Origin of the sequence: Pseudomonas sp. Sample_10, from assembly GCF_004321495.1 — a bacterium.
Lineage (GTDB): Bacteria > Pseudomonadota > Gammaproteobacteria > Pseudomonadales > Pseudomonadaceae > Aquipseudomonas.
Map to the genome: position 1 here is coordinate 22077 of NZ_RCOE01000129.1, position 11274 is coordinate 33350.

General features: G+C 60.3%; 11 protein-coding genes. 8 read left to right on the top strand and 3 right to left on the bottom strand.

Features of this window, described 5'->3' with window-relative positions:
* Positions 1 to 96 precede the first annotated feature (96 nt).
* Entirely contained in the window at positions 97 to 1236 is a 1140-nt protein-coding gene (locus tag D8U18_RS12535; protein WP_131107727.1) for an OpgC domain-containing protein, read from the bottom strand.
* Between the two features lie 252 nt (positions 1237 to 1488).
* On the opposite strand from D8U18_RS12535, the gene D8U18_RS12540 reads away from it, so the two are divergent.
* From D8U18_RS12540 to D8U18_RS12550, 3 genes are read left to right on the top strand one after another with little or no spacing between them, the layout of a single operon-like run.
* Positions 1489 to 1863, top strand: coding sequence for a GtrA family protein (locus D8U18_RS12540; RefSeq protein ID WP_130907899.1), 375 nt, complete (start codon positions 1489 to 1491; stop codon positions 1861 to 1863).
* Complete coding sequence (locus D8U18_RS12545) at positions 1860 to 2825, top strand: glycosyltransferase family 2 protein (RefSeq protein WP_131107728.1); 966 nt, start codon at positions 1860 to 1862, stop codon at positions 2823 to 2825. The genes D8U18_RS12540 and D8U18_RS12545 overlap by 4 nt, the downstream gene beginning before the upstream one ends.
* A 23-nt stretch (positions 2826 to 2848) precedes the next feature.
* A complete protein-coding gene (locus D8U18_RS12550) occupies positions 2849 to 4366 on the top strand; it encodes a glycosyltransferase family 39 protein (RefSeq protein WP_241664321.1) in 1518 nt (505 codons plus the stop codon).
* 35 nt (positions 4367 to 4401) lie between these two features.
* Here the strand turns inward: D8U18_RS12550 and D8U18_RS12555 are convergent, their stop codons facing one another.
* Both D8U18_RS12555 and D8U18_RS12560 read right to left on the bottom strand, forming a co-directional pair.
* The gene (locus D8U18_RS12555) at positions 4402 to 6021 is read right to left on the bottom strand and encodes an FMN-binding glutamate synthase family protein (RefSeq protein WP_131107730.1); all 1620 of its coding nucleotides are present in this window, start codon (positions 6019 to 6021) and stop codon (positions 4402 to 4404) included.
* Positions 6022 to 6224: 203 nt separating this feature from the next.
* The gene (locus D8U18_RS12560) at positions 6225 to 7025 is read right to left on the bottom strand and encodes a LuxR C-terminal-related transcriptional regulator (protein ID WP_056855235.1); all 801 of its coding nucleotides are present in this window, start codon (positions 7023 to 7025) and stop codon (positions 6225 to 6227) included.
* 126 nt (positions 7026 to 7151) lie between these two features.
* Here D8U18_RS12560 and D8U18_RS12565 point away from each other — a divergent pair, with 126 nt between their 5' ends.
* The 5 genes from D8U18_RS12565 (at position 7152) to D8U18_RS12585 (ending at position 11121) form a co-directional block, all read left to right on the top strand.
* The gene (locus tag D8U18_RS12565) at positions 7152 to 7973 is read left to right on the top strand and encodes a carbon-nitrogen hydrolase family protein (protein WP_131107731.1); all 822 of its coding nucleotides are present in this window, start codon (positions 7152 to 7154) and stop codon (positions 7971 to 7973) included.
* A 176-nt stretch (positions 7974 to 8149) separates the two neighbouring features.
* Positions 8150 to 9475 carry an APC family permease gene (locus D8U18_RS12570; RefSeq protein WP_131107732.1) on the top strand — a complete coding sequence of 442 codons (1326 nt, stop codon included), beginning with the start codon at positions 8150 to 8152 and terminating at the stop codon, positions 9473 to 9475.
* A gap of 69 nt (positions 9476 to 9544) precedes the next feature.
* A complete protein-coding gene (locus D8U18_RS12575) occupies positions 9545 to 9958 on the top strand; it encodes an NUDIX domain-containing protein (RefSeq protein WP_130904024.1) in 414 nt (137 codons plus the stop codon).
* A 24-nt stretch (positions 9959 to 9982) separates the two neighbouring features.
* Positions 9983 to 10621 carry a LysE family translocator gene (locus D8U18_RS12580; RefSeq protein ID WP_130907893.1) on the top strand — a complete coding sequence of 213 codons (639 nt, stop codon included), beginning with the start codon at positions 9983 to 9985 and terminating at the stop codon, positions 10619 to 10621.
* A 2-nt stretch (positions 10622 to 10623) separates the two neighbouring features.
* Positions 10624 to 11121, top strand: a complete 498-nt coding sequence (locus D8U18_RS12585) for a GNAT family N-acetyltransferase (protein ID WP_130904023.1) — start codon at positions 10624 to 10626, stop codon at positions 11119 to 11121.
* The last annotated feature ends 153 nt before the right edge of the window (positions 11122 to 11274 follow it).

Consider the following 11274-nt stretch of genomic DNA (forward strand, 5'->3'; position numbering starts at 1 on the left):
AAGACGGCCTGCCTGACGCAGCACCCTTACTGCAAACCCTTGTGGCGAGGGAGCTCGTCGGATCGCCGCACCGTCCCGCTGGGCTGCGAAGCGGCCCTAAAGGGGACTGCTGCGCAGCCCAGCGGGAACAAGCGTCTGATTCAGCCGTTTGTTGAACTCCAGCCAAACCGCCAGCAAAGCCATCAACCCGGCACCCGCCAGCGCGGTGAAAATCTGCATGGCGAACGCGTCGTCCGTCAGCGCATTGATCATGTCCGCCAGCGGCGCGAGCAATACGCCCAGGCAGAAAATCTCCAATGAAAAACGGCCCATGCGACAGCTTTGCTGCGCCAGCCAGTTTTGCGTCCATCCCGTGTCGGGCAGCAGTTTCGCGGTGACATACGCCAGCGCCAGGAAGTGCAACAAACGCTGGGGCGACAGGTTGGTCTTGCTGATCGGGTACAGCAGATTGCTCAAGCTCGACGGCAGCAAGGCGTCGTGGAGGTACGGCCAGCGCCACAGGACGGTCAGCACCCCGGCGGCCATTACGTACAGCGCCGCGCTCATGAACAACGGCTGGCGCCACAGCGGTCGGCTGTCGGACTCGCGCGGGCGTTGGGAGTGAATGGCCGCGGCGCCACCGAGGACAAACAGCAATTGCCAGGCAACAGGGTTGAAGTACCACACCCCATCCTTGATGGCAGCCAGGTTCCAGTCTGCCAACGGCACCATCAGGTACAACGCGACTGACATCGCCACCACCACCCAGGTCTTGCGCACCAGTATCGGCAGGACCAGCGGCAAACCCGCCAGCAGCACAATGTACAGCGGCAACGGGTCCATCAGGTTCGGTTTGAAGCGCAACAGCAGCTCATCGATCAGGGCCTGCTGCGGGTCGCTGATGAAGTGGTGCATGCCCATTTCTTCGACCAGGTCGCGGGTTTCCACGTGGCTGTTGGCGAAGAACACGATGCCCATCAGCATCGCCAGCAAAAAAATATGCACCACGTACAGCACCCAGGCACGGCGCAGGATTTTCACGCAGGCAATCAAAAAGCCTTCGCGCGCCAGGATTTTGCCGTAGGCCAGCACCGCCGCGTAACCAGCGAGAAACACGAAGACCTCGGCGGCATCGCTGAAGCCGAAGTTGCGCAGGGTAATTTGACCCAAAGGGTTGTGGGGCACGTGATCCCAAAAGATGAAGATCAGTGCCAGACCGCGAAAAAAGTCGATCCGGTGATCGCGCACTAACGTCATGACGGCAGGCTCGTAAATGGGGTGTTGAACAAAGGAGTGGTCGGGGCGACAGAGTTTAACTGCCGCTCATCGGCGGCGCGCAGGGTGGACTGATTCGCCCTCAATTGCAAAGTCGGGGTATTTCGGAATGTCTCCTGGCCGGGGCCGAGGGGGTAACCGCTGGTCTGAAAGGTGCGACAACCTGCGAATTCTGACAGTAGACAAGCTCCAATACATATGAGTCGCAACGGGTTCCAGCAAAGGATCGTCAGCATGAGACGTCTGTGGCGTGGGTTTTCCAGCTACACGGTGATCGGGGTCGCCAACACCCTGATTCACTGGCAGATCTTTTTCCTGCTCAGCGTGGCTGCCGGGTTCAGCCAGGCGGTCAGCAATCTGGTGGCGTTTTGCGTGGCCGCCTCGTTTTCCTTTTACATGAATGGGCTCTACACCTTTGACAGCAAGCTGTCGGTTGGCGGTTATCTGCTGTTCATGGCAGCGATGGGCGCGTTGAGTTACGGCGTCGGTCATGCCGGTGATGTGTGGCGACTGCATGGTTTGCTGACCGTGGCGCTGTTTTCCGCGTTGAGCCTGGTGCTCGGTTTCCTGTTTTCCAAGTACGTGGTGTTCCGCGAGCGTGGCGTATGAAGGTCTCGCTGATCGTCCCGGTGTTCAACGAAGAGCAGTCGATCAACCTGTTTTATCAGGCGGTGCGCCGTGAATTGAGACTGGGCGATATCGACGTCGAAATCGTCTTCATCAACGATGGCAGTTCCGACCGCACTGCTGAGCAGGCCGCAGCCCTGGCAGAGTCGGATGATCAGGTGATGCTGATCAATTTCTCCCGCAACTTCGGCAAGGAGCCGGCACTGTTCGCCGGTCTGGAGCATGCCACCGGTGATGCGGTGATCCCGATGGACGTCGACCTGCAGGACCCGATCAGCGTGATCCCGTTGCTCATCGAACAATGGCAAAAGGGCGCCGATGTGGTGTTGGCCAAGCGTCGCGATCGACGGTCTGACAGCTATTTGAAGCGGCACAGTGCGTCGCTGTTCTACCACCTGTTGAATCGCATTTCGTACACGCGCATCGAAGAGAACGTCGGAGATTTCCGCCTCATGGACCGCAAGGTGGTCGATGTGATTCGCGCGTTGCCCGAGCATCAATTGTTCATGAAAGGCGTGCTGTCCTGGGCCGGCTTCAACACCGTTGTAGTCAGCTACGAGCGCGCCCCGCGAGTAGCGGGCAACAGTAAATTCAATGGCTGGAAACTGTGGAATCTGGCGCTGGAAGGGGTCACGTCGTTCAGCACCGTGCCGTTGCGGCTCTGGACCTATGTCGGTGGTCTTGTGTCATTGTTCGCTGTGCTGTACGCGGTGTACATGGTGCTGGACAAGATTGTCTACGGCAACAGCGTCCCCGGTTACCCCTCTTTGATGACCGCCATTCTGTTCCTTGGAGGCGTGCAACTGATCGGCATCGGCATCCTCGGCGAGTACATCGGGCGGATCTACATCGAGGCCAAGCATCGGCCGCGGTATGTCATCAAGGACATCGTAAAAAGTACCCACAAGACGACAGAAAACCCCGCGATGACCAAAAGCCTGTGAGCACGATAACGCAGGTGGCTGAGATGCCTGTGAGCCAGCAGCGGCTGTACCGTGCGGGATTGATGGCATTGGTTATGCTGGCCCTGTTGTTCAGGTTCCACGGGATGTCTGTTCCGGTGATCTGGTATGACGAAGCCTTCAGTGTGTTGCTGAGTGAGCGCTCGCCGGCGCTGATCTGGGCCGCAACGGCCCATGACGTTCACCCGCCGCTCTATTATGTGATTCTGCATTACTGGGTGCTGTTGTTTGGTCACAGCGTGATTTCCTTGCGCGGGCTGAGTGCGGTGGCGGACGTGGGGGCGCTGATGCTTTGCCTCAAACTGATGAGCCTCGTCGCGACGCGCAGAGCGACGATCTTTGCCGGACTGATGCTGGTGCTGTTGCCGCTCTCGCTTCGCTATAGCCAGGAAGTGCGCATGTACACCTTGCTCGGCTTTTGGCTGATGGCGGCGACGGTCGCTTTGGTGTGCTGGAGCCGGCAGCCGCAAGCGCGGCTCTACGCGATTGCCTATGTCCTGCTGATGGCTGCGGCGTTTTACACCCACTACTTTGCCGCGCTGTGTGTGTTAGTACATTGGCTGTACTGGTCGGGATTCGGGGATGGTGAGCCGGCGGCGTTGCCCATTCGAAAATGGCTGATGGCCAATGTCGCGATAGTCGCGCTCTACCTGCCCTGGTTGCCCAATCTCATTGATCAGCTCAGACGTATGGATGGGCTCGAGTGGGTGGCACCCACAACCTGGGAGATGCTGCCGGGGCTTGTTTCGCGCTGCATCATGATGGTGTCGGCGACCGGTGGCGGGTTGTGGTGGGCGGTGCTGGTCACGGCATTGATGCTCGCCTGTTGTGTCCTGGCATTGCGGTACGGGCGTGCTGATCGCCGCTCGACGTTCCTGTTGATGGCTTATTTCTTTGTGCCGGCCATCGCGGTTTTTCTGGTGTCCTTGATCATTCCGGTGTTCGTCACGCGTTACCTGGTGTTTGCCGCACTCGGCTTGCCTCTGCTTGCGGCGCTCGCCCTGGATGGACTGGCAAAACAGCGGCCGCTGATGGCTTACCTCTGTCTGAGTCTGTTTCTAGCCGCCGAGGTGCATGGCGCACTGAAGGTCTATGCACAGGAGGACGGTTTGAATGGTACCGACGTTCGCAAGTTGGCCTGGCTGGATTCGGTGGCAGAGGGCATCAATCGCCAGGCCCAGGCGGGCGATGAGATCGTGGTCGATGGTCTGTTCTGGTATCTGCCTTTCACTTACTACAACGCCACGGGTATCCAGCCAAGGCTCTACATCTCCCGTTCGCCGGACGGGACGCCGCAGGGGCCTTACGACTATGGCGGCTGGCGCCTCATTCCGCAGCGTCTGGACTGGATTTTTTTCAGCAATGTATCGACCTTGAAACCCGTCGCCAAAAGAATCTGGTGGGTGACGGGCAAGCCCAGGCCCGAGGACGTAGTGACATTCCCCAAGGACTGGAAGCAGACGCTGACGGTCAAAGGGAATGAAGCCGAAGCTCGCCTGTTCATTCTGGACGGCGGACGCTGAAGTCATCCCAAATCTTCAGCGCCGCACTATCGGCGTCAGGCCGCCGCAATCTCATTGGGCTCGAAACTGTCCGCCCGCGCCATCTGCCACATCCGCGAATAGAACTCGCCATTCACTTCGCCGGTCAGCAACTCACCGGGTTTGAGGAACACATGCAGTTGCGAGAACAACTTGATTTCGGTCGCCGACATGCGCCGTACCAGGTGCTTGGCCGACAATTGCGACGGATGTTCGAGACCGGCCGCAGCGAGCATTTCGGCCAGGCCCTTGAGGGTGTTGCGGTGGAAGTTGTAGACGCGCTGGGCCTTGTCCGGCACCACCAGCGCGCGCTGACGCAGGGCGTCCTGAGTCGCGACACCGGTCGGGCATTTGTTGGTATGGCAGCTTTGCGACTGGATGCAGCCGATGGCGAACATGAAACCGCGTGCCGAGTTGGCCCAGTCGGCACCGATGGCCAACACGCTGGCGATGTCGAAAGCGCTGACGATCTTGCCGCTGGCGCCGAGTTTGATCTTGTCCCGCAGATTCAGGCCGACCAGCGTGTTGTGTACGAACAGCAGACCTTCACGCATCGGCACGCCGATGTGATCGGTGAATTCCACGGGCGCCGCGCCGGTGCCGCCTTCCTTGCCATCGACGACGATGAAGTCCGGGAGAATGCCGGTTTCCAGCATCGCCTTGGCAATACCCATGAACTCCCACGGATGCCCCAGGCAGAACTTGAAGCCCACCGGTTTGCCGCCGGACAGCTCACGCAATTGCTGGATGAAATGCATCAATTCGATCGGCGTGGAAAACGCACTGTGGCGAGACGGCGAGATGCAGTCTTCACCCATCAGGATGCCGCGGGTTTCGGCGATTTCCCGGGTGACCTTGTGCTTGGGCAAGATTCCGCCGTGACCGGGTTTGGCGCCCTGGCTCATCTTGATTTCGATCATCCGTACTTGCGGTGTTTGCGCCTGTGCGGCGAAGCGTTCCGGGTCGAAGCGGCCGTCGCTGGTGCGGCAACCGAAGTAGCCGCTGCCCAGTTCCCAGGTCAGGTCGCCGCCGTGTTCGCGATGATAGGGGCTGATGCTGCCCTCACCGGTGTCATGGGCGAAGTTGCCGAGTTTGGCGCCCTGGTTCAACGCACGGATGGCGTTGGCGCTGAGCGAACCGAAACTCATGGCCGAGATGTTGAACACCGACGCGGAATACGGCTGGGTGCACTGCGGGCCGCCGACGGTCACGCGAAACCCGATCGGGTCGCTCAACGGTGCCGGGCGCATGGAGTGGCCGATGAACTCGAAGCCCGATTGATAGACGTCGATCAGGGTGCCGAACGGTTTGTCGGCGCTTTCATTCTTGGCCCGGGAATAGACCAGCGAACGCTGGGCGCGGGAGAAGGGCAGGGCATCGCTGTCGGATTCGAGCAGGTACTGGCGGATTTCCGGGCGAATGCCTTCGACCAGATAGCGGATATTGCCGAGGATCGGGTAATTGCGGCGCACTGCATGGGGGCTTTGCAGCAGGTCGAACAGGCCGATCAGGCTGAGCACGCCCGTGACCGCAGTGATCGGCCAGAGCCAGTCGTGTTCGAGGAAAGGCAGGCTGGCGAGGGTGAAGATCACGCAGACGGCAAAGAAGGCGTAGCGGCTCAGGAGTGACAGGCTCATACGGTTTCCTTGGGTTCGGACTCAATTATTCGGTGGCAACGGCGCATTTGTGGCGAGGGAGCTCGCTCCCGCTCGGTTGCGCAGCAGCCGCAAAACCTGTTGATGGATTTTGTCTGACTGATTGCGGTGTTGGTTTTGGGACCGCTTCGCGGTCCAGCGGGAGCAAGCTCCCTCGCCACAGGTGTCCTGCAATGCAGGGGTTATCAGGCATTTTGTGCCTGGAGAAAAATCGAAAACAGCTCCGACTGGGACTTGATCCCCAGCTTGCTGTACATGTGTTTCTTATGGACTTTCACGGTCTCGATGGAAATTTCCAGTTTGCGGGCGATTTCCTTGCTGGAGCAGCCACTGAGCATCAAGCGTCCGACATCCAGCTCCCGGGCGGTCAGTTGCGCGCCCTTGAGTTGCTGCACCGACGCTTCGAGCTGCACCCGCCAATCGCCCTGTACCGGCGTCGGGGCGAGAGCCACCGTTTCGTTGATCTCGTAGGGCAGGCGCTGACGCAACAACCCGAGCACCCACGGCTGGATCAACGACAGCAAGGCAATCTGTCCGGCGCTGAAACGTTGCTGGCTGCCCAGTGACAGGCACAGCGTGCGGTCGCCTTCGAGCTGGCAATTAAACTGTATTTCGTCGGCCACGACATTCACACGAAAGTATCGTTGATAGTACTCGGTGAGTTCGAAATGCTCCGGCGCCACTTCCGACAGGCGATACAAACCGGTGCGCGATTGTTCGCGGCAGGCGATGTAGAACGGATCGAGCAGGTACAAACCGCGCAGGTAATCCTGGAACAACGGGTCGGGGCCTCCATCGACACCCGGCGATTCGGCGAACACTTGTGGATGCCGGTCGGCGCTGAACAGCAGCGCGACCCAGCTGTCGCAGGGCACGTACTGATCCAGCAAGCGGACCAGCTGCGTCCAGAAATTGGGCTTGTCCAGGGCGTCGATCAATTGCCCCACCGAGCGGTGCCAGGCGATGTCGTCCAACGAGAGTGCCATGCATCTACCCCTATCGTGTTACCCCAGCGGCGTGATTTCCCGGCCGCTCGCTTGCTGCGCATACTGGCGCACAGACAGCGACCGGGCAATCTTTCTCCCAGCCCGGCCTTAGAACAAGGACTACCCATGAAGGTCGAACTCGCCCAACTGGCGGGCCGTGACAACGACACGGCTTACAACCTCGAACGCGCCCTGACGGCAATCAACGCTTGCGCCGCCGACACGCAACTGATCATGTTCCCTGAAAGCCACTTGATGGGCTTTCCATCGGCCGAGTCCGTGGCTCAAGTTGCCGAACCCTTGGACGGCCCCACCGTCAGCGCCATTGTCGCCGCCGCCCGTGAACGCAATATTGCTGTGGTCGTCGGTACCGCCGAGCGCGACAACGATCGTTTCTACAACACCACGCTGCTGATCACCCCCGAAGGCATCGCCTTGAAGTACCGCAAGACGCACCTGTGGGCGTCGGATCGCGGCGTGTTCGAGGCCGGCGACCGCTACGCCACTTGCCTGTGGAACGGTGTGCGCGTTGGCCTGCTGATTTGCTACGACATTGAGTTCCCTGAAAGCGCCCGCGCCCTGGCGCAACTCGGTGCCGAGTTGCTGCTGGTGACCAACGGCAACATGGACCCCTACGGCCCGACGCACCGCACCGCCATCATGGCTCGCGCCCAGGAAAACCAGGCGTTCGCGCTGATGGTCAACCGTGTGGAAGAGGGCGATGGCGGCTTGCTGTTCGCCGGTGGCAGCGCGCTGGTCGATCCCCTGGGCACGCTGTTGTTCGAAGCTGGCCGTGAGGAAGGGCAGTTTGCGGTTGAGCTGGACCTGAACCGCTTGACGGCGGCGCGGCAGGATTATCGCTACCTGGATGATCAGCGGCTGAAGTTGCCGGGGGAAATGGTCGAGCATGCTTGCGGATTGCGCGAGCTGCTGATTCCTTCTCGATAACCGTTAACCCGATCGTTCCCACGCTCTGCGTGGGAATGCATCAACGGACGCTCCGCGTTCGGCTCTGGAGGGGGCGCGGAGCGTCCCGGGCTGCATTCCCACGCGGAGCGTGGGAACGATCATTGCGCCGAATTCGGCTCTGCCATAAATCCAATAAAATTCCGGAGTAGTCGCTCATGGCTCGTTTGCAACGCACCCTGTCATTAGGGTCGGTGGTGCTGTTTGGCATCGCCTACATGACGCCGATCATTGTGCTCGGCACCTTTGGCATCCTCGCTCAATCCACCGCCGGCATGGTACCGGCCGCGTACCTCGCGGCGCTGGCGGCGATGTTTTTCACCGCCATGAGCTACGGGCGCATGGCCTCGGCGTTCCCGGTGGCTGGCTCGGCCTACAGCTATGTGCGCAAGGCCATCAGCCCGAAACTCGGGTTCATCGCCGGTTGGGCGGTGCTGCTCGATTATCTGTTCTTGCCGATGGCGATCTGGCTGATCGGCGCGGCCTACCTCAATTCCGCGTTCCCGGCGGTGCCGCAGTGGCTCTGGGTGCTTGCATTCATCGGCATCACCAGCGCCATCAACATCGTCGGCCTGAAGCTGGCCAACGGCATTAACGCCTTGCTGATGCTGGTGCAGTTTCTGGTGCTGATCGCTTTCGTCGCACTGTGTGTGCACTACGTCGGTGGCGATGCGAGCACACCGTTGTGGTCGATCAAGCCGTTCTTCAATGGCGACATGCAAATGCCGTTGATCATGAGTGGCGCGGCCATCGCCTGTTATTCGTTCCTCGGTTTCGACGCGGTCAGCACCCTGACCGAAGAAACCCGTGACCCACGCCGCACCATCCCGCGGGCAATCATGCTGATCACCCTGATCGGCGGCCTGATTGTCGTCGGCGTGTCGTACTTCGTGCAGATCGCCCATCCGTCGTTCCAGTTCAACAGTGTCGACTCGGCTGCCTACGAGATCGCCCGCAATATCGGCGGCGACCTGTTCGTGTCGATCTTTCTGATCGGCCTGATCGTCGGCCAGTTCGCCTCGGGCCTGTCGGCGCAAGCCAGTGGTTCGCGCCTGCTGTATGCCATGGGCCGTGACGGCGTGTTGCCCAAGTCGTTTTTCGGCACCTTGCACCAGCGCTTCGGCACACCGATCAACAGCATCCTGCTCTGCGCAGTGGTGGCTTTGCTGGCATTGAAGCTGGACGTTACCACCTCGACTTCCTTCATCAACTTCGGCGCATTCCTGGCGTTCAGCCTGGTAAACCTGTCGGTGATTTTCCATTACTGGATCGGCGGCGAGAAAAAAGGCCTGCGCCAATTCTTGTCGTTCCTGCTGTTCCCGTTTATCGGCCTGGCGGCGGATTTGTGGCTGATGGTCAGCCTCGATCACCTCGCCATCTACCTGGGGCTGAGCTGGCTGGCGATCGGTGTGGTGTACCTGGCGTTGCTGACCGGTGGGTTCCGTCGACAGCCGCCGGAGATGGATTTCCAGGAAGCCGCATAAGGCGAGGCCTTTGCTCACGAATGGCGGACATGTGATCCTTGCCGTTTTTGAGTCAAAGGCCTTTTGTTCATGTCGACACTTATCCACATCGCCGCCGCCCTGCTGATCGGTCCCGACGGTCGAACCCTTCTGGTGCGCAAGCGCGGTACCCAGGCGTTCATGCAACCGGGGGGCAAGATCGAAGCCCAAGAGCAACCCGTCAACGCGCTGGCCCGTGAACTGGAAGAAGAACTGGGTCTGCTCATCGATCCGGCGCACGCCACGTTCCTCGGGCAGTTCTCGGCGCCTGCCGCCAATGAACCGGGATGTGTCGTAAAGGCTGAGATATTTCTGCTGACCATCGATGCAGAGGTCACCCCGGCGGCCGAGATCGAAGAAGTGCTGTGGATCGATCCGGCCACCGACGGCGATGTCATCCTGGCGCCATTGACACGCGACCTGATCCTGCCGTTTTATCGAGCTTCGCTGACCGCGATCGCCTGATCATTTACGCAAAGGACTTCGCCCATGATCCCGCTTCAGGACTTGCTGATCTTTGCCGCCGCCGCTCTGTTGATGGTGCTGACGCCGGGGCCCAACATGATCTATCTGATCTCCCGCTCGATCTGCCAGGGACGCGCGGCGGGGGTGACGTCGTTGCTCGGCGTGGTCGCGGGTTTTTTCGTCCATCTGTTTGCGGCGGCGGCCGGTCTGACCGCCGTGTTCCTCGCGGTACCGATGGCTTATGAAGTGCTGAAGTGGGCCGGCGCGCTGTACCTGTTATGGCTGGCCTGGCAGGCGGTCAAACCCGGTGCGCGCTCGCCGTTCGAGGCCCGGCAGTTGCCGCCGGACTCTGCGCGCAAACTGATCACCATGGGGTTTCTGACCAGCGCGCTGAATCCGAAGATCGCGGTTTTTTATCTCTCGGTTTTTCCTCAGTTCATCACCCCGGAACACGGTTCTGTGTTCACCCAAAGCATCGTCCTTGGCCTGACCCAGATCAGCGTCAGTTTCTGCGTCAACCTGATGATCGCCGTGTTCGCGGCGGGCATTGCCTCGTGGTTTGTCAACAACCCGACATGGCTGGCGATGCAACGTTACTTCATGGGCTTCGTGCTGTCGGCACTGGCGCTGCGCTTGATGCTTGAGCAAAAGCGGATGGCCTGAACATGTGGATCGAACGGCTGGATACCAGCCACGCACTGGACTATCGGGCGTTGATGCTCGAAGCCTATGACCTGCATCCGCAAGCCTTCACTTCGAGCGTACGCGAACGTGCGGCGATGCCATTGAGCTGGTGGGAATCGCGTCTGACCAGCAAGCTCGATGTGGTGCTGGGGGCGTTCGAAGAGGGCAAGTTGGCGGGCATTGTCGGGCTGGCGTTCGAACCACGGGAAAAGGCCCGGCACAAGGCGACGCTGTTTGGCATGTACGTGTCCGCCAATGTGCGCCGGCGAGGGCTCGGCATGCAATTGGTGGAGGCGGTTCTGGCCGAGGGGCGATGCCATCGCGAACTCAGGCTGATCAAACTGACGGTCACGGCCGGCAATGAGGCGGCGTTCAATTTGTACCAACGCTGCGGCTTCATCCAGTTCGGCCTTGAGCCAATGGCCGTGCGGGTTGGCGAGGAGTACTTCGACAAGATCCATATGTGGCGCGAAATCTGAAAGCTCTGCGAATGATCGTTCCCACGCTCTGCGTGGTAACGCCTCAACGGACGCTCCGCGTTCGGCTCTGGATGGGACGCGGAGCGTCCCGGGCTGCATTCCCACGCAGAGCGTGGGGAACGATCGTGTAAAGGATGCTCCGCGAATGATCGT

Bases quoted from the DNA above. Each gene is read 5' to 3' on its own strand.
- D8U18_RS12580 (WP_130907893.1), top strand. From the start codon at position 9,983: ATGATCCCGCTTCAGGACTTGCTGATCTTTGCCGCCGCCGCTCTGTTG.
- D8U18_RS12560 (WP_056855235.1), bottom strand. From the start codon at position 7,025: ATGGCACTCTCGTTGGACGACATCGCCTGGCACCGCTCGGTGGGGCAA.
- D8U18_RS12585 (WP_130904023.1), top strand. From the start codon at position 10,624: ATGTGGATCGAACGGCTGGATACCAGCCACGCACTGGACTATCGGGCG.
- D8U18_RS12550 (WP_241664321.1), top strand. From the start codon at position 2,849: ATGCCTGTGAGCCAGCAGCGGCTGTACCGTGCGGGATTGATGGCATTG.
- D8U18_RS12545 (WP_131107728.1), top strand. From the start codon at position 1,860: ATGAAGGTCTCGCTGATCGTCCCGGTGTTCAACGAAGAGCAGTCGATC.
- D8U18_RS12555 (WP_131107730.1), bottom strand. From the start codon at position 6,021: ATGAGCCTGTCACTCCTGAGCCGCTACGCCTTCTTTGCCGTCTGCGTG.
- D8U18_RS12540 (WP_130907899.1), top strand. From the start codon at position 1,489: ATGAGACGTCTGTGGCGTGGGTTTTCCAGCTACACGGTGATCGGGGTC.
- D8U18_RS12575 (WP_130904024.1), top strand. From the start codon at position 9,545: ATGTCGACACTTATCCACATCGCCGCCGCCCTGCTGATCGGTCCCGAC.
- D8U18_RS12570 (WP_131107732.1), top strand. From the start codon at position 8,150: ATGGCTCGTTTGCAACGCACCCTGTCATTAGGGTCGGTGGTGCTGTTT.
- D8U18_RS12535 (WP_131107727.1), bottom strand. From the start codon at position 1,236: ATGACGTTAGTGCGCGATCACCGGATCGACTTTTTTCGCGGTCTGGCA.
- D8U18_RS12565 (WP_131107731.1), top strand. From the start codon at position 7,152: ATGAAGGTCGAACTCGCCCAACTGGCGGGCCGTGACAACGACACGGCT.